This window comes from Flavobacterium sp. LPB0248, assembly GCF_013388355.1.
Taxonomy (GTDB): domain Bacteria; phylum Bacteroidota; class Bacteroidia; order Flavobacteriales; family Flavobacteriaceae; genus Flavobacterium.
The window spans coordinates 1,737,929-1,757,277 of the sequence record NZ_CP058246.1; the positions used below are offsets into that span (position 1 = coordinate 1,737,929).

General features: G+C 32.9%; 15 protein-coding genes. 12 read left to right on the top strand and 3 right to left on the bottom strand.

Features of this window, described 5'->3' with window-relative positions; all coding sequences use genetic code 11:
* Positions 1–93 precede the first annotated feature (93 nt).
* Both LPB248_RS07230 and LPB248_RS07235 read left to right on the top strand, forming a co-directional pair.
* A complete protein-coding gene (locus LPB248_RS07230) occupies positions 94–531 on the top strand; it encodes a GNAT family N-acetyltransferase (RefSeq protein WP_177210839.1) in 438 nt (145 codons plus the stop codon).
* Between the two features lies 1 nt (position 532).
* Positions 533–2,116 (top strand): murein L,D-transpeptidase, encoded by a 1,584-nt coding sequence (locus tag LPB248_RS07235; protein ID WP_177210840.1) that lies wholly within the window; start codon positions 533–535, stop codon positions 2,114–2,116.
* Here the strand turns inward: LPB248_RS07235 and LPB248_RS07240 are convergent.
* Positions 2,105–2,830, bottom strand: a complete 726-nt coding sequence (locus LPB248_RS07240) for a murein L,D-transpeptidase catalytic domain family protein (protein WP_177210841.1) — start codon at positions 2,828–2,830, stop codon at positions 2,105–2,107. The two genes, LPB248_RS07235 and LPB248_RS07240, sit on opposite strands and share 12 nt — an antisense overlap.
* 522 nt (positions 2,831–3,352) lie before the next feature.
* On the opposite strand from LPB248_RS07240, the gene gpmI reads away from it, so the two are divergent.
* Entirely contained in the window at positions 3,353–4,870 is a 1,518-nt protein-coding gene (gene gpmI / locus LPB248_RS07245; protein WP_177210842.1) for a 2,3-bisphosphoglycerate-independent phosphoglycerate mutase, read from the top strand.
* Between the two features lie 221 nt (positions 4,871–5,091).
* On the top strand, positions 5,092–6,066 hold the full coding sequence (locus LPB248_RS07250; RefSeq protein ID WP_177210027.1) for an integrase core domain-containing protein: 975 nt from the start codon (positions 5,092–5,094) through the stop codon (positions 6,064–6,066).
* A 46-nt stretch (positions 6,067–6,112) separates the two neighbouring features.
* On the opposite strand, the gene LPB248_RS07255 is transcribed toward LPB248_RS07250, so the two are convergent.
* Positions 6,113–7,366: a DUF445 domain-containing protein gene (locus LPB248_RS07255; protein ID WP_177210843.1), complete on the bottom strand. Its 1,254-nt coding sequence runs from the start codon at positions 7,364–7,366 to the stop codon at positions 6,113–6,115.
* Between the two features lie 235 nt (positions 7,367–7,601).
* Between LPB248_RS07255 and map the strand changes: the two genes are divergently transcribed.
* The 7 genes from map (at position 7,602) to LPB248_RS07290 (ending at position 16,858) form a co-directional block, all read left to right on the top strand.
* Entirely contained in the window at positions 7,602–8,420 is an 819-nt protein-coding gene (gene map / locus LPB248_RS07260) for a type I methionyl aminopeptidase (RefSeq protein WP_177210844.1), read from the top strand.
* Between the two features lie 19 nt (positions 8,421–8,439).
* Positions 8,440–9,213 (top strand): class I SAM-dependent methyltransferase, encoded by a 774-nt coding sequence (locus LPB248_RS07265; RefSeq protein WP_177210845.1) that lies wholly within the window; start codon positions 8,440–8,442, stop codon positions 9,211–9,213.
* A 111-nt stretch (positions 9,214–9,324) separates the two neighbouring features.
* Positions 9,325–12,231, top strand: coding sequence for a DEAD/DEAH box helicase (locus LPB248_RS07270; protein ID WP_177210846.1), 2,907 nt, complete (start codon positions 9,325–9,327; stop codon positions 12,229–12,231).
* A 74-nt stretch (positions 12,232–12,305) separates the two neighbouring features.
* Positions 12,306–13,559, top strand: coding sequence for a DUF5103 domain-containing protein (locus LPB248_RS07275; RefSeq protein ID WP_177210847.1), 1,254 nt, complete (start codon positions 12,306–12,308; stop codon positions 13,557–13,559).
* Positions 13,560–13,638: 79 nt separating this feature from the next.
* Positions 13,639–14,025 (top strand): Co2+/Mg2+ efflux protein ApaG, encoded by a 387-nt coding sequence (apaG, locus tag LPB248_RS07280; protein ID WP_008467225.1) that lies wholly within the window; start codon positions 13,639–13,641, stop codon positions 14,023–14,025.
* A gap of 154 nt (positions 14,026–14,179) precedes the next feature.
* Positions 14,180–15,805 carry an L-glutamate gamma-semialdehyde dehydrogenase gene (pruA, locus tag LPB248_RS07285; protein ID WP_177210848.1) on the top strand — a complete coding sequence of 542 codons (1,626 nt, stop codon included), beginning with the start codon at positions 14,180–14,182 and terminating at the stop codon, positions 15,803–15,805.
* A gap of 321 nt (positions 15,806–16,126) precedes the next feature.
* Positions 16,127–16,858: a hypothetical protein gene (locus LPB248_RS07290; protein ID WP_177210849.1), complete on the top strand. Its 732-nt coding sequence runs from the start codon at positions 16,127–16,129 to the stop codon at positions 16,856–16,858.
* A 587-nt stretch (positions 16,859–17,445) separates the two neighbouring features.
* Here the strand turns inward: LPB248_RS07290 and rsmG are convergent.
* Positions 17,446–18,075: a 16S rRNA (guanine(527)-N(7))-methyltransferase RsmG gene (gene rsmG / locus LPB248_RS07295; protein WP_177210850.1), complete on the bottom strand. Its 630-nt coding sequence runs from the start codon at positions 18,073–18,075 to the stop codon at positions 17,446–17,448.
* Positions 18,076–18,182: 107 nt separating this feature from the next.
* On the opposite strand from rsmG, the gene LPB248_RS07300 reads away from it, so the two are divergent.
* On the top strand, positions 18,183–19,280 hold the full coding sequence (locus tag LPB248_RS07300) for a fatty acid desaturase family protein (RefSeq protein WP_177210851.1): 1,098 nt from the start codon (positions 18,183–18,185) through the stop codon (positions 19,278–19,280).
* Positions 19,281–19,349: the final 69 nt, after the last annotated feature.

The window sequence follows — 19,349 nt, forward strand, 5'->3', positions numbered from 1 at the left end:
GCTTTTGAGCAAAAAAAATCAATAAAAATCAACATTTTTTTATAACTTATTTAAAATTAAAAAGTTATAAAAGCAATATTTTTTCAAAAAATCATGATTACAATTAAAGAAATTCCATCAAATGAAACTTATGCCGTTCGTCAACCTGTTTTAAGAAATGGACTGCCTATAGAAAGTTGCGTGTTTGAAGGCGACGATTTAACATCTACGCATCATTTCGGGCTATTTGAGAACGAAAATTTAACAGGAATTATTTCGTTATTCGAAAAAATCAATCCTATATTTGCCGCTCAAAATCAAGCTCAGATTCGAGGGATGGCTGTTTTAGAAACACATCAGAAAAAAGGATTTGGAGAAGCTTTGGTAAGGCATTGCGAAGCTTATTGCACTGAAAACCAAATAGAATTAATTTGGTTCAATGCCAGAACTGCCGCTGTCGGATTTTATCAAAAAATGAGCTATCAACCACTAGGCGAAGCATTTGAGATAAAAGATGTTGGCGAACATTATTTGATGTTTAAAAAATTATAAAATGAAAATATTTTACTCTTTAGTAGTAATCTGCCTTTTAGTGGGCTGCAAAAAAGAAAGCCCAGAACCCGCGCCTATTATCAAAAAAAAGGCGCCGGCAATTATACTTACTGACGAGAGAACTGTCGAAATAGACACCGCATTAATAGGAACTTTTAAAAGCGAAACCTTAAAGCAATTTTACATTGCATCTGAAAATCAAACTATATGGGGGAATCTTAAAAAAAGAACTTTTGTTTTAACGCAATTAGAAAAATCAGAAGAATTAGGTTTAGAACCCGAAGATTACAAGATATCTCAGCTAAAAAAATTCGAAAGCAAAGTCGCTTCGCTTAGTGATAAAGACTTGGCTACGTATGATATTTTACTGACTTATAATTTCGAAAAATATCTTAATCATATATACAAAGGAAAGTTAGACCCTAAAAAACTGTATACCAATTGGGATTTAGATGCAAAGGAATTTGACGTAAATTCTGTTTTAATTAAAGGTTTCAACAAAAACAAATTAGATAGCATTGTTGAAAATATTCAGCCTAAAACACAAACATACAAAGAGCTATTAAAAGCACTGGAAATCATCAATACTTTTCCAGATGATAATGTAAAAACTATTGAGTCTGTCGATAAGATTGTTTTAAATGACACTAATCCTGCTTTAATAAATATTAAAAAAAGACTTTTATATTGGAACGATATGTCTGGAAAAGATAGCCTGACACAGATTTACAATCAGAAAACTTTTGAAGCCGTTAAAAGATTTCAGGAAAGACACGGTTTGGCTTCGGATGGAGTTATTGGAGCAGGAACCATTCGTGCCTTAAACTATTCAAAAGAAAGCAGAAAAAAACAGATAATTGCCAATTTGGAACGCTGGAGATGGTATCCGTCAGAATTGGCTGAAAACTATTTCATAATCAACATTCCTGATTATAGCCTGAATGTTGTCGAAAATCAAGACACAACTTTAGTTAGAAATGTTGTTGTTGGAACCAGTAAAAGAAGAACACCTATTATTACTTCGTTTTTAAAAACGGTTGTTTTTAATCCGACTTGGACTGTTCCTCCGACAATCTTGAAAGAAGATGTCGTTCCGGCAATGAAAAGAAACAGAAATTATCTCGCTAATAAAAATATCACGATTTATGATACTTCTGGAAATGTAGTAAATCCGATGTCATGGAATGAGAACAAACCAAATAATTATCGTTATGTACAAAGTCCTGGCTACGATAATTCATTAGGATTAATGAAAATTTTATTTCCAAATCACCATAGCGTTTATCTGCACGACACGAATCATCGTAATATTTTTGGACGAAACAACCGCTCTATGAGTTCTGGATGCGTACGCGTTGAAAATCCGATAGAACTTGCACAGCACATTTTGGATGTTGACGGAAACTGGCCTCAAGACAGAATCGATACCATTATTGCCAGCAAAAAAACCATGAGTTTTAAGATTGCCAAAAAATATGCTCTTTACCAATGGTATTGGACAGCATGGAGCAAAAAAAATCAGCTCCTTTTTAGAGCTGATATTTATGATTTAGATTCGGATTTATATGCGCAATTAAGAAATTAACCTCTCCTCCATCGCAAAACTTCTTGAAGGATGGTAGATATATAAACACGATTTATCTTTTATTAATTGAATGATTTCGTTTGTCAATTCAACTGGAACCGCTGGACAGCCTTGGCTTCTGCCTAATCTTTTATGATCTCTAATAAAAGATTCAGATACATAATCTGCACCGTGCATTACAACGCCTCTTTCGCGAGCATTGTCATTGACACCGTTTTCCAAACCATCTAAACGCAAAGAAGCACCATGTTTTCCTTGGTATATCTCGCCTGTTGCATAAAAGCCTAAACTACTTTTAAATGATGAATTTAGATTTGAAAATGTAGAAGCGAATTCATCTCCAGTATTTCTTCCGTGAGCTACAAGCGAATTGAATAAAATAGTATTTGTTGTCAAATCTATCACCCACAAACGTTTAGCGTTTGATGACAAACTGAAATCAATTAGTGTTAAGATATCTTTCTTAATCACTCCTCTTTCTTTCAACAAATAAAATCCTTTTAAAGCTTCCGAGAAAGTTTTAAGCTCAGGCATTTTAAAGTTGTTAGAATTTAATGAATTATAAACGCTCTCGATTTTAGAATCTACTGTGACTTTTTCGACTTTGGCAATCGCTTTTACAGTGGCATTTTTTTTAAGGTCGGGTGTGTTTTTTGAATCTTTTCCAAAAGACAATAGCAAAAACACAAATAACGGATAAATTTTGTAAATCATTGAATTTCTTTAGGTTAAACAAAAATTTGGGTATCGCAAAAATATAAAAAAATCATACCTTGCAAAATACAAGCCTGATTTTCAAGGCTTTTTTGCTTAAACTTTAACATTATTAACATAAAAACGTTTTTTCTTTAAGATAAAATCTTACAGAAAAAATCATAACATTTTTATCCGTTTCTTAAAAAAAATGAAACAAAAATGAAAATCTTGAATTCAAAACATACAGTGCAGCTAATTTTGAAGAAGTTATTGATATGATTTCAGGCTTAATGTTTCAGATTATTAAACCACGATGCTTTAAAACAAACCTTTTCTACTAGCATAAAATGCTTTATTGACCATACTGCCGTCAAAAATAAAGTCATAAAAAGAGCTTAGCGTGAATTAATTTTAAAAAATAAAGGCTTCTTCAATTAAATCAATATTTTTTTTTATCGTTCATTTTATTAAACATAAATGTAACATTACTCAGGTTCCAAACTTTAGAAATGCCTTATATTTGTAGAAAACAAAAATGCAATGAACAAAAAAGTTATCCTTATGATTTTAGATGGTTGGGGAAAATCTCCTGACCCTAAAGTATCTGCAATAGACAATGCAAATGTTCCTTTTATAAACAGTTTATACAAAAACTACCCAAGTGCACAGCTTAGAACTGACGGATTAAATGTTGGTCTTCCAGAAGGACAAATGGGAAATAGCGAGGTTGGACATATGAATCTAGGTGCAGGAAGAATTGTGTACCAAGATTTGGCCAAAATAAATTTAGCTGTAGAACATAAAACTTTAGCAAAAGAGCAGGTTTTAATTGACGCTTTTAATTATGCTAAAGACAATAATAAAAAAGTACACTTTTTAGGATTAGTTTCAGATGGTGGTGTTCACTCACATACTTCACACCTTCGCGGATTAATCGATGCGTCTCAAGAATATGGCTTAGATCAGGTATATGTCCACGCTTTTACAGACGGACGTGACGTTGACCCAAAATCTGGAGCAAAATACATTCATGATCTTGAAGATTATATTAAAGATACTCCTGTAAAAATTGCTTCGATTGTTGGACGTTACTATGCAATGGATCGTGACAAACGTTGGGAGCGTGTAAAATTGGCTTACGATCTTCTTGTTAACGGCGTTGGAACTCCATCAACAAATGCTGTTGCAAGTGTTCTTGCTAGCTATGAAAAAGATGTAACAGACGAATTTATCGAACCTGTTGTTATCGTGGATGATAACGCAAAACCTCTTGCTACAATTGTTGAAGGTGATGTTGTAATTTTCTTTAACTTTAGAACAGACAGAGGACGCGAACTTACTGAAGCGCTTTCTCAGCAAGATTTCCACGAGCAAAATATGCACAAACTAAACCTATATTATGTAACATTGACAAACTACGATGAAACGTACCAAAACGTAAAAGTAGTTTACAATAAAGATAATATCACCGAAACACTTGGTGAGGTTTTAGAAAAAGCAGGCAAAAAACAAATCAGAATTGCTGAAACTGAGAAATATCCTCACGTAACTTTCTTCTTTTCTGGTGGTAGAGAAACTCCTTTTGAAGGTGAAGAGAGAATTTTGAGAAACTCTCCAAAAGTAGCAACTTACGATTTGAAACCAGAAATGAGCGCTTACGAATTGGCCGATGCTCTTGTTCCTGAATTGAACAAAGGTGAAGTTGATTTTGTTTGTTTAAACTTTGCAAACGGAGACATGGTTGGTCATACTGGAATTATGGAAGCTGCAATTAAAGCTTGTGAAGCTGTTGACGCTTGCGCGAAAAAAGTAATCGAAGCCGCTCTTGCAAATGATTATACTACAATCGTAATTGCCGATCACGGAAACTGTGAAACTATGATCAATCCTGACGGATCTCCAAATACAGCTCACACAACAAACCCAGTGCCGATTATTTTAGTTGACAAAGAATTGAAAAACATCCAAAATGGTGTTTTAGGTGATATTGCTCCTACTATTTTAGAATTAATGGGAATTCAGCAGCCAAATGCAATGACTTGTCATTCGCTTTTGTAGAAAAATATTTTCTCCTATATAAAAAGAGGCTAATTAAAAAATTAGCCTCTTTTTTATTTTTGCGTATTTTTTGTCATTTCGACGAAGGAAAAATCTCCGCGAGAAGCTCGCCATAGATTGGCTTTTCGTTGCGGAGTTGCTTGTGGAGATTTCTCCTTCGTCGAAATTGTAAAGGTTAGATATTTCGGTAACAAAATTTAACTTTAATAAATTTTGTTGCGATGAGAAATAACAGTCAGGATTCAACATTAGAAAGAAACTATTTAGAGAAGTATCGATTTTTGATAAGAGAATATGAGCAGGTAAAAAGTAAAACTCATCCAGTGCATAAAAAGGCGATGGATTTTTATAAGGCAAATGACACCTGCAGAAAAAGTTTCTTAAAGTATTATAACCGCTATAAGCAGAGCGGTAAGTCTTTAGATTTACTGCCTCAAAAACGTGGTCCAAAATACAAGACAAGACGTCCTTTACCTTTTATAGAACAAAAAGTAATTGAATTAAGAGAAAAAGGAAACAATAAATATGAAATTGTTAGTATCTTAAATCCCAGATTAGGAAAACATACACCTTCATATTCTGGAGTTTATAATATTTTAAAACGGCATAGAATAAACAGGTTAACTCCGAAGATTAAAAAGAATCATCAGAAAATAATCAAGGAAAGAATGGGACAGCTGGGTCATATTGATTGTCATTATTTAAGTAAAAGTATAATTCGTGGAGAAAACAAAAAGCTTTATTTAGTCTGTGTAATTGATGATTACAGCCGGATTGCTTGGGCTGAATTAGTTTCAGATATTACCAGTTTAACAGTAATGTTTGCTTCATTAAAATGTTTAAATATCTTAAGCAGCCATTATGAAATAAAATTTGAAGAGATATTATCTGATAATGGAGCTGAATTTGGACCTAAAACAAGCAAAGTAAAAAGCCAGCATCCTTTTGAAAGAATGCTTATGGAATTAGGCATAGTGCACAGATATACAAAGCCATATAGACCACAGACAAACGGTAAAGTAGAGCGCTTTTGGAGAACTCTAGAAGAAGATTTATTAAGAGATACTGATTTTGATTCTCAAGAAGAACTAAAAGAAGAATTATTACAATACTTATATTATTATAATCATGAAAGACCGCATCAAGGTATTGATGGTAAAAAACCGATCGAAATGATAAATCCGTTACCGAAATAAGTGACTTTTACAGAAATGACAAAACTGCGTGCACTTCTAGATAATCTTAAACCATAAAATAATGATAAAGCTGCTCTACTCCATAAATCACAAGACCAATAACACCTCCAACCAAAGTCCCGTTGATCCTGATATATTGAAGATCTTTTCCAATTTCCAATTCTAGTTTTTCAGAAACCTCTTTTCCGTCCCAACTTTTTACGGTTGACGAAATCAAATCTCCTATTACTTTTTTATTATTCAAAAGCATCGATAACAAATCATTTTTAATGAAACCGTTTATCTTGTCAATCATAATAGGATCTTCTTTGATTCCGTTTCCGAAAGTCTGGATTAATCCTGCAATATTATTTTTAATTGAAGAATCGTCACCTTTATTTAAATCATTGGTAATTGACAATTTAATTTCATCCCAAATGCTATTGATGTAATCCTGAACCTCTTTTTTTCCAACGAAACTCAAAATCATATCATTGATTTTAATTCTCATTTCTTCTGAGTTTTTTACTTTTTCTAAGAAATTAAAAATGTATTCGTCAATTTTTACGCGTACTGCGCTTTCCGGCTTTTTAGCTTCATTTAGAAAATCTTGCAAACCATTAAAAACACCTTCTGTGATGCTTTTATCCGCCAATCCGAAACTTAAAAGCGGAGTTGAAGCTTTAACTTTTTGCCTAATTAAATCCTTATTGTTAGTCAATTCAGTACTCATTACCTCCAAAAGATTTGTCAGCATATGATTTTTTAAATTTCCTTTTTGCAAAGGTTCTAATGCCAACGCCACCCAATCGCCAAAATTAATTCCCTCTATTTTTTCCTTAAACTGAACCTGAATAAATCTTCTGACATCTTCATCTTTTATAGTTCTTAAAATTCCAGGAATAATATTTACAGCAACTGCATTGGCAATTTTATTAGCATTTTCTTGCTTAGAAAGCCAATCTGAAGCTTTGGTGGCAAAATTGAATTCATCCAATTTTATTTCTAATTTTTCTCGGTCTAAAAACTCCTCAGAAACAAAATTTCCAAGGTTCTCTCCTATTTCATTTTTTTTAGTCGGAATAATAGCCGTATGCCAAATCGGGATTCCCATTGGATGACGAAAAAGTGCCACAACAGCAAACCAATCTGCAATTCCGCCAACCATTGCCGCCTCGCTAAAAGCTTGAAGTATTGGAATTTTGAAGTAAATTGCAATTATAAAAAGAAGCACCGCGAAACCCAAAAGAGACAAAGCAGTTGCTTTCATTTTCTTTAATGCCTTTACTTTAGCTATATCTTGATCAGTTGAAATTTCCATAATTATAAACATTTGCACTACTAATTTATGGCTTTTTTCTGAAAGCCTCACGAGTTATTAGCCACGAATTCACGAATTGTATCAAAACTTTACGTTTAAATTCTTTATTAATGAAGTTTGCGAAATCCGATTTTTAAGATTTTTATTTGAGATAATTTGTGAATTCGTGGCGAAAAAAAATTACATAAAAAATGAGATAAAAATTGTACTTTTGCCAACTGAAAATGGAAAAAATATGATTATCCAAAAAACTAGAGAAGAAATCGAATTAATGCGCGAAAGTGCTTTAATCGTATCAAAAACATTAGGAATGATTGCTTCTGAAATCAAAGAAGGAGTAACTACATTATATCTTGACAAATTAGCCGAAGAATTTATTCGTGATCACGGTGCGGTTCCAAGTTTCCTTGGATTGTATGATTTTCCGAATTCACTTTGCATGAGTCCAAATGCTCAGGTTGTTCACGGTATTCCTAATAATACACCTCTAAAAAGCGGTGATGTAATTTCGGTTGACTGCGGAGCTTTTAAAAATGGTTTCCACGGAGACCACGCTTATAGTTTCGAAATTGGAGAAGTTGCTCCTGAAGTTAAAAAACTTTTACGCGTAACTAAAGAATCTCTTTACGTTGGAATTAGAGAATTTAAAGCTGGAAATCGCGTTGAAGATGTTGGAAATGCAATTCAAAAATACACTGAAGCTCACGGTTACGGAGTTGTTCGTGAATTGGTCGGACATGGTGTTGGGCAAAAAATGCACGAAGAGCCAGAGATGCCAAATTACGGAAAACGTGGTCGTGGAAAACTTTTTGTTGAAGGAATGGTTGTAGCAATCGAACCTATGATCAACATGGGAACTAGAAACATCAAACAACTTAAAGACGGCTGGACAATCTTGACTGCTGACGGAAAACCTAGCGCGCATTTCGAGCATGACGTAGCTTTAATTGATGGAAAACCTGAATTATTATCAACTTTCCAATACATCTACAAAGCTCTAGGAATCGAAAGCAATGAAGAAGACGAATTTAGACAAGTTCCATTAGTACTATAATACAACCCGAATCAGCCCTGTGAAAAAACTTTTCAAATTAGTTTTAAATACAATCCCGCGTCCAATATTAATTCGTTTAAGTTATATTGCGCGTCCAATTTTAGCTTTCTCTTTAAAAGGAGATAAATTTACAGATCCAATTGACGGAAAAAGCTTTAAATCGTTTTTACCTTACGGATACGGAAAACAGCGTAATAATGTACTTTCACCAAGTACACTTTCTTTAGAGAGACACCGTTTGCTTTGGCTGTATTTAAACGATCAGACTGATTTTTTTACAGCACCAAAAAAAGTATTGCATTTTGCTCCGGAACAAGCTTTTTACAAAAGATTTCGCAAGCAGAAAAATTTAGATTACACAACAACTGACTTACTTTCGCCATTGGCTGATGTAAAAGCAGATATTTGTAATTTGCCTTTCAAAGACAATGAATACGACGTTATTTTATGCAATCACGTTTTAGAGCACATTCCAGACGATACAAAAGCAATGCAGGAATTATTTCGTGTTTTAAAACCAGGCGGAATGGCAATTTTACAGATTCCTCAGGATTTATCGCGTGAAGTTACATTTGCCGATGATTCGATTACAGATCAAAAAGAGCGCGCTAAAATCTTCGGACAATACGATCACGTTCGTGTTTACGGACGCGATTATTTCGATAAATTAAGAAGTATTGGATTTATTGTTATCGAAGAAGATTACACTAACAAAATTGCACCAGAATTAGTTGAGAAATACTGTTTAGCAAAAGGCGAGATTATTCCGCTTTGCTTTAAACAGGAAAACTAATTTTTCACCATATAAGTTCATTTAATAAAGAGTTTTCAAAATATGAGATTTGAAAACTCTTTATTTTTTTGCCCAATCCCCAAAATATAAGCCTAACCAAATCCCTAAACCTTGGAACCTACAAAATCCTTTCAGTTCTGTTTTGACATCAGTTTGGAAAAAAATCTGAATGTCTATATTCCAACTGCCTACATTGTTGAGAATACTAGCGAAATCAAATATTTAGACAAAAAAGCAAGTCCAGATGTGCTTGAAAGTTTCGGAATCGCTTTTGAAAATCTTGATTCTAACACAAAGAGAATATTAACTGCTTGTGATTCTCTTAAACCTGAGTTTATTTTTAAAAAGTTTGGTGCTAAAATTAAATCAGCCAAAACAATTGCCGATCTACAGAAAGATTCAAAAATTGAATTTGCGATTCGTCAGCACTTAAAATTCAATTTAAGCTCGTTTTACGATTTAATTGTAAAAGAACAATTTCCTTTGTCTTTAAACCTCGGACCTGAAAAAGATTTTTATCGTTCGAGAGTTAGTATTGATCCACTTGATTTTGAACCTCAAATTCAATTTGACAAACATGACGAAGGAATTACTTATACCCTTTCTTTAAAAGAAAATAAAATCACTTTTTCTCCAATAGACAGCAAAGCAGAAATTCTTTTGGACGAACCAGGCTGGCTGATTATCAATAAAAAATTAGGGCAATTAAAGGAATTAAACTCAAAAAAACTAATGCCTTTTTTAAAGAAAAAGTCGATTGAAATTCCTTCAAAATTAGTTGATGACTACTTTAAAAGTTTTATTCCGCAAATAGCAAAGAAAATAGATATTGAAGCTACTGGTTTTGAGATTGAGCTTCGAGACAAAATCATTTCCTGTACGATTCAGCCTATTCACGATTTCTTTAAAAACTGTTATTATCTTAATCTTTATTTTGATTATAACGGATATTCATTTGATGCAAGCAAAACTAAAAAAACACATTCTTTTGTAGATTTCAGTGTTGCTAATGAACCTAAAATAATTCAATTTAAAAGAAATCCAGACGAGAATTTATATACCGATAAATTAAATGAAATTGGTTTATCAAAAATCAAAAACGAATTATTTGGACTAAATTCAGAAGCGGAAAATACAGATCCTTATATAAACATCCAACTGATAATTGATCATAAAGAAGAACTGAAAAGTTTAGGTTTTACTATCGAAAATTTAAAACTGGAAAGCAAAGAAATCATTACAGAAAACCATACTATTTCTGCTTCAAAAGAAACAACTGGCGATTGGTTTGACATCAAGATAATCATTACGGTTGGAAATTATAAAATCAATTTCAGCGAAATAATTCCGAATATAAAAAGCAAAGAAAGACTTTTTGCATTGCCTGACGGAAACTACTTTTTGATTCCGTTAGAATGGTTCAGCAAATATGGTTCTTTAGCGAAATTAGCCAAAACAGAAAACGGCGTTTTGCTTTTACGTAAAAGCAACTTTACAGCTCTTGACGGAATTTCGGAAATCGACAATGATTTGGATCAGATTCATCAAGCTGAATTTACAGCTTCAGACTTAATAAAAGCAACTTTAAGACCTTATCAAGTTGATGGTGTAAAATGGCTTTTAGGTCATTTCAATTCCAATATGGGTGCATGTCTGGCCGATGATATGGGACTTGGAAAAACCTTGCAAACATTATCTGCTTTGGTTTCTGTTAAGGAACAATTAGGTTTTACCACTAAAACCACCAATTTTGATTTATTTTCAAACGAAACCACAATTGAAAGAGAACCGCTTAAGGCTTTAATCGTTCTGCCTTCCTCATTGGTTTTTAACTGGTTTAATGAAGCTGGAAAGTTTACGCCTCACTTTTCTAAAATGCAATATGTCGGAAATGATCGAAAAATGTTAGCAAGCAACATCAATTCAACCGATCTGATTTTTACAAGCTATAGCATCGTTCATCGAGATATTTCTATTTTAGAAAAATACGATTTCCGTTATTTAATTTTAGATGAAAGTCAGTACATCAAAAACAAAAATTCTAAGATTTTTAAAGCCATAAATAAAATAAGCACTGGACATAAAATTGCTTTGAGCGGAACGCCAATCGAAAATTCGCTTGACGATTTATGGTCGCAAATGCAATTTATCAATCCAGATATTTTGGGCAGTTATGCTTTCTTTATGGAAAATTTCAAAAATCCGATTGAGAAAAAACAAAATGAAGAGGTTCTTGCTGAATTAAAAAATCTTATCCAACCTTATATTCTAAGAAGAACTAAAGAACAGGTTTTAAAAGATCTTCCTGAATTGACAGAGCAGATTTATTATTGTGACATGGATCCTGAACAGGAAAAATTATACGAAAAAGAGAAATCTAAAGCCCGTAATTTCTTGCTTAAAACCGACGGATCGAGTCCAGATAAAATAAACATCATCAATACTTTGATGATGTTACGACAGCTGAGTAATCACCCGAAAATGGTTGATCAGGAATCTGAAGTTGATTCTGGAAAATATATTGCTGTAACCAATTATTTAGAAAATTTAGTAAAAGCAAAACAGAAAGTAATCATTTTCAGTTCGTTTGTTACCAATTTAAATTTCTATACCGATTGGTGTAAAGAAAACAAAATAGATTTCTGTGAAATTACAGGCGAAACCCCATCAGACAAAAGAGAACAGCAGGTTAAAATGTTTCAGGAAAAAGAAAATCCGCTGCTGTTTTTTATTTCGCTTAAAGCGGGAGGCGTTGGTTTGAATATCACAAAAGCTTCTTACGTTTTATTCTTAGATCCTTGGTGGAATCCTTTTGCAGAAAAACAAGGTATTGGCCGAGCACATCGAATTGGTCAATTGAATAAAGTAAACGTGATTCGTTTTATCTCGAAAAATACAGTTGAAGAGAAAATCATCAAATTGCAGGAAAACAAAAAATTATTGTCAGATTCTCTTTTAGAAGAAAGTTATATTAATGATGAAATTGAAGGCAACTTAGAATATATTTTGGGTTCTTAATCGTTAAATCCAATAGAATGGCATCTTTTTCGTTATATAAAATTGTTATATTTACAATCTTACAACGTTTTAAGATGCCAAAATTTTTATATACAAGCTTTATTTTTCTTTTCATTTTCACTTTAGCGAAAGCTCAAGAAAAAGAAATCGATCCACCTTATAATATTAAAACTGTTTCATTTATCCAAAATGGCAGTAATGTTCCGCCAATCTTCGAATTAGGTTCTCCATTTACCTTTCAATTTGATGATTTATTTGGCAACGAAGCCAATTATTATTTTGAAGTTATTCATTGCGACTACAACTGGTTTCCGACACAAATTCCAAAAACAGACTATATTCTTGGTATGGACAATCAGAGAATTACCGATTTTTCGAATTCGTTTAATACATTGCAGGTATATACGCACTATAGGCTCTCTTTTCCAAACCAGTTTACACAATTATTGAAGCTTTCGGGGAATTATATGTTGCGAATTCTCAATGAAGACAGAGAAGTTGTTTTCTCCAGAAAATTTATTTTGCATGAAAATCATTGTACGGTTGGTGTGCAGGTAAAAAGAACCCGTAACCTGAGTAATATTGATTACAAACAGAATCTTGATTTTGCCATTTTATCTAATGATATTGTTTTTCAAACTCCATTGCAAAATGTAAAAGTTCTTTTACTGCAAAATGGCAACTTTCATACAGAGATAAAAAATGTTGTCCCCCAATACACAATAGGCAATCAGCTGGTTTATAAATATGACAAAGAAACCCAGTTTTGGGGCGGAAACGAGTTTTTATATTTTGAAAACAAAGACATTCGAGCAGCAAATAATAATGTTGCCAAAATAGGTTCAAACAATGATATTTACAATGCGTTTTTATATACTAACGCTGCAAGAGGAAATCAGATTTACACCAATTATGAAGACGTAAACGGAAATTTTGTAGTTAAGAATATCAACGGTTCTAATAACGACATTGAAGCCGATTATGCTTGGGTTTATTTTACTCTTTCTGCTCCTGCTTTTAGAATGAACAAAGACATTTATATTACTGGAATGTTTAATAATTATAGTCTTTCGCCAGAATACAAAATGGATTACAATGCAGACAAAGGAGTTTTTGAAAAAGCCATTATGATCAAACAAGGTTTTACTAATTTTCAATATACCGTTGCAGACAAAAAAGGAGTAATCGATTTTGAAAATGCCATTGACGGAAACTTTTATCAGACTGAAAACGAGTACACCATCTTGGTCTATTATAAAGAAGCAACAGATCGTTATCAGCGCGTTATTGGGAAAGGAAATGCAAACTCTATCAATATAGTCAATTAAAACAATGTTAAGGTTTTAGATTAAATGATTTTTTTTCGTAGCTTTGCCTTTATAACACTCACATATATACGGCGTTAGTATGGTTTCTCAAATTACACGAGGCATAAAAATATCTGTTTTGACTAGTTTTGAAGGTACATATTTCAAAAACTACAAGATTCATTTTGCTTTTAGCTACGTAGTTACCATCGAAAATCATAGTAAAGATTCTGTTCAATTAACTTCTCGCCACTGGGAAATTTTTGATTCTTTAAATGATCTAGAAGTTGTAGATGGCGAAGGCGTTATCGGTAAAAAACCAGTTTTAAAACCTGGTGAAAACCACACTTACAGTTCTGGCTGTTTGTTATCGTCTCCTTACGGCGCGATGAAAGGTCATTTCAACATGATCAATTTTACTACTACAAAAACATTCAAAGTAATTGTTCCTACTTTTAGAATGTGTGCTCCTTTTGCATTAAATTAAGATATAGTTTACATCTATAGCTTTTATCGTTATCTTAATCATAAAATTGTCAATTTATTAATTTATCCTTTGTACTTTTGTGCAGCGTTAGATTATTCGTAACAAAACAAATCGTCTAACTTTAAATTGTCTAATTCACAAAATTTTAAATAACATGCTTAAAGGATTTTTTCATGTACCAAAAGCGGTAAACGAGCCTGTAAAAAGCTACGCACCAAATTCACCAGAAAAAGCTGCTGTTCAGGCTGCTTATACCACAATGTGGAATTCTCAAATTGACGTTCCTTTGTATATTGGAAACGAAGAAATTAGAACTGGAAATACAAGAAACATTACAGCACCTCATGATCACAAACACGTAGTTGGAAAGTATCATTTGGCAGAAAAACAACATATCGAAAAAGCCATTGCAAATGCGCTTGAGTCAAGAAAAGCATGGGCAAACTTAGCATGGGAACAGCGTGCGGCTATTTTCTTAAAAGCAGCTGAACTTATCGCTGGACCATACAGAGCTCGTATTAACGCTGCGACAATGATTGGTCAATCTAAAAATATTCACCAAGCAGAAATTGACGCTTCTTGCGAATTAATCGACTTTTTACGTTACAATGTTGAGTTTATGACTCAAATCTACAACGATCAGCCAAAATCTGATTCTTCTGTTTGGAATCGTGTAGAGTACAGACCATTAGAAGGTTTTGTTTACGCTATTACTCCTTTCAACTTTACTGCAATCGCTGCAAACCTTCCTGCAAGTGCTGCAATGATGGGTAACGTTGTGGTTTGGAAACCAAGTGATAGCCAAGTATTTTCTACAAAAATCATTTTAGAAGTTTTCAAAGAAGCTGGAGTTCCTGATGGCGTTATCAACGTAGTTTTTGGAGACGCTTTAATGATTACAGATACTGTTTTAGCTAGTCGTGATTTTGCTGGTATTCATTTTACAGGATCAACTCATGTATTTAAAGATATTTGGGCTAAAATTGGAGCAAACATTCACAATTACAAAACATACCCAAGAATTGTTGGTGAAACTGGAGGTAAAGATTTTATCATTGCTCACCCAAGTGCAAATGTAAAACAAGTTGTTACAGGAATTACTCGTGGAGCTTTCGAATTCCAAGGGCAAAAATGTTCTGCAGCTTCTAGAGCTTATATTCCTCAAAGTTTATGGCCAGCTGTAAAAGAACAATTAGTTGCTGATGTAAAATCTATGAAAATGGGTTCTCCAGAAGATTTTGGAAACTTCATTACAGCAGTTATCCACGAAGGTTCTTTTGATAAATTAGCAAGTTATATTGACCAAGCTAAAAAAGATGCTGATGCTGAAATCATCGTTGGAGGAAATTACGATAAATCTGTTGGATACTTTATTGAGCCAACGGTTATTGTAACGACAAACCCTAAATATACTACAATGGAAACTGAGTTGTTTGGACCAGTTATCACGATTTATGTTTATGAAGATGCTAAATGGGAAGAAACTTTAGAATTAGTAGATACCACTTCTGAGTATGCTTTAACTGGAGCCGTTTTCAGCCAAGATCGTTATGCTATTGAAGTAGCTACAACTAAATTGCAAAACGCTGCTGGTAACTTCTATATCAACGATAAACCAACCGGAGCAGTTGTAGGAATGCAACCATTTGGTGGAGCAAGAGCTTCTGGAACTAATGATAAAGCAGGTTCTGCATTAAACCTATTACGTTGGGCTTCTCCAAGAACTATTAAAGAAACTTTTGTAACTCCAGAAGATTACAGATACCCTTTCTTAGGATAATCTGATTTTAAAGAGTTTAAATTATAAAAAAGCAGGAATTTTGATTGAAATTCCTGCTTTTGCTTTTTATGTGATTAGAAATATGGAAAAATAATAATTCCGTCAAAACTTCCTCATTTTCTCCTATATATTCCTTCTTTTGCAAGAACACACTTTTGTAATACTTTTCTTATTTATTTAAAAATCAATGCTTTAAAAAAATTAAATGCCTTATTTTGATATTTTAAAAACTTTTTGTGTCTCTCAAAAAAAACTCATCCTCCTAAATTTGTTTCAATATTAGACAACATTAAAAGATATAATAAAATAAATAGCATAAGAATGAGAAATTTAAACAATGTTCCTGAAGTCATTATGGAATCAAAAAGTATAGGACATCCTATTAATTTTAAGTGGACAAAAAAGAAAATAAACAAACTTTTGGATTGCGTAGAAGGAAATATCGAGCTTGAAAACACGTTAATGCAGATTAACCATAAAGGCTCTATAGGACTGACAGCAGCTTTGTTAGAATGGATCTACTGGCGCTTTACGGGATATAGTCAAGCCACTCACGATACAAAAAAGCGTATCGAAGCACTTTGGTGCTCTATCAATAATCGCGAACAGACAAATCCATTATTATTTGATACCGATTTTGAAATACCAGCAAATGGACCAGTCGATGGAGCACTTTGGATTGCATTAATGAATGTTAGAATGATTGATGCGCGATATAGAAAAGGATCATACTTTTTACAAAATGACCTTGTCGGATTGGTTCTCCTAGCACGGCATATTACACCAAAAAAGAAAATTTTTGACAACTGGTTTAGCCAAACTATTAGCAATTTAACAAACTCTCATCCTAACACCTATAAAACCGATGTATTGGATGAAAGTGATGAAGCTGTCTATGATTCTTCAAACGAACCTGTGATTTCTAGAGAATTTTTCTTTGATTCAGAATTTCAATATACTGTTGAAGCATCAGAAAATGCAATTCATAATTTTATCGACAATTTAGATCTTAAAGCAAATTCTTTTTTAAATTTTTCAAGAAAGGCATCTTAAATATGGTAATAGTTAAAAAGAGTAAATGCCAATCCTGTCATCAAACTTTTGAATTATCTAACAAACAGATAAATCTGGTAACAGATTTATTAAAGAGGTCAAAAGTTTATTATCCTTGAATGTTCTCTTTGTGGACTTGCAACTAACTATCAACAAGAAAATGATGACATCCAAAATTCAGCTATAGAAGTCGACTCATACACATATCGTTGTCCTGTTAGTCATTGTACAGGCTGCGTAGAGTTAATTGAAGACAGCACTTCTAGTTTCTTTGGGTGCGGAGAATGTGGCAGTATATGGCATGAAGAGCAAAGCTTTCAAAAAGAAATTACACAAATCGTATCTTTATACAATTATAGGGCAAAATGCTATGAAATGATTGAAAACAAATGGACACCATCATCATTAAAAAATGAATACAAAAATTATGAAACTTTAGTTGAATCAGAGCCTTTTGATAAAAAGAAAAGTTTTACTAGGGATTAACTAAAAATAAAATTTATGCCTGCAAACAAAAGGTTTACAATAATGACTATTAATTCAAAAAAACCGAAAAGAAATTCTTTTCGGTTTTTTTATGCTAATATCTAAGGTTTAAACTTTAAAGGAAGATGAACCACTTTTTTAGTTTCAAAAAATTCATCATCAAAGATTTCAGCCAAGTCATACAAAGTAGCATTTGGAAAATCTTTTAGTTCTTCTGCTAAGTCACCACCTTTTAAATACAGAATACCATTCTTTAATTTATGCTTATGCTGCTTTTTAATCTTATCTTTTATCCAAGAAACAAAATCTGGCATATTGGTTACGGCGCGGCTGACAATAAAATCGAAGTCACCTTTTACTAATTCAGCACGTTTTTGTTCTGCTTTTACGTTCTTCAATTCTAATGCATCTACAACACCTTGAACAACTTTTATTTTTTTTGCAATAACATCAATCAAATAAAAACGAGTTTCGGGAAAAAGAATCGCTAACGGAATTCCAGGAAAACCGCCTCCTGTTCCAACATCCAGAACAGTAGCTCCAGGTTCGAATTTCATAATTTTAGCAATTCCTAAAGAATGCAAAATGTGTTTTGTATATAATGAATCAATGTCTTTGCGCGAAATAACATTGATTTTTTCGTTCCAATCGTGGTATAAAAAGTCTAATTTTTGAAATTGCTCGATTTGAAGATCGGTCAAATTGGGAAAATATTTCAATATCTCATCCATTGCTGTAAATTTTTAACAAAAGTACTACTTTACGATTGAAATATTTAACTCAATTTTGCAAATTGAGAATTTATAATAATTACCTTTGAAACCTATTTAAATTAATTATGAATAACACTGCTCCAACTTTTGCACGGCAAGACAATTTAAAGTTTTTTAGAACGCTTAACTCTCGCGTTAACAATTACTTTAAAGAAAACAATATCAAAAAAACCGGAAACTGGAAGTTACACTTAAAAGCAGTTATTCTATTTGCTGTTTTTCTAACTCCCTATTTTTTAATTCTTACTCTCGAGATGCCTTTTTGGTTAATGCTATTGTTATCGATTGTAATGGGTATAGGAATGGCTGGCGTTGGAATGAATGTAATGCACGATGGTAACCATGGTTCTTACTCTACTAAAAGTTGGATTAATAAATTTATGGGCGGAACAATCTACGTTTTGGCTGGGAATGTTTACAACTGGCAAGTACAACATAATGTATTGCACCATACTTATACTAATATTCCAGGGCATGACGAGGATTTAGATGCAGGAAGAATTATTCGTTTTACTGAACATGCAGAATGGCATCGTTTTCACCGTTTCCAACATTATTATTCTGTTTTCTTATACGGCTTATTGACTTTCAATTGGGCTTTAACAACTGATTTTAAGCAGATGAGAAATTACCTGAAAAGAAAATTATCTTACGGAGAACCAAAAAACCCTAAGATCCTTTGGACAACACTTATCATTACTAAAATGATTTACGTTTCGATTTGGATTGTTTTGCCAATTGTAATTGGAATTACATGGTGGAAAGTTCTTGTTGGATTTTTTGCAATGCATTACACAGCCGGATTAATCTTAAGTATCGTTTTTCAATTAGCTCACGTGGTTGATCATACTACAAATCCAACTCCAAATGATTTAGGAGAAATGGATAATACTTGGGCAATTCACCAATTGTATACTACAACTAATTTTGCACCAAAAAATGCAATCGTAAACTGGTATACTGGTGGATTAAATCATCAAATCGAACATCATATTTTCCCAAATATCAGCCATATACACTATGGTAAAATTGCAAAAATCGTAAAAGAAACAGCAAAAGAGTGCAACTTGCCTTATTACGAGTATAAAACAATGCGAAGTGCCGTTGTTGCTCACTTTAAGCATTTACGTGAATTGGGAATGAAACCAGAATTATCAGTTTAAAAACTAAAGAAAATCTATTAATAATTAACCTTCCTTAACAGGCACAGCAAATTAAGGACATTCAAAAAT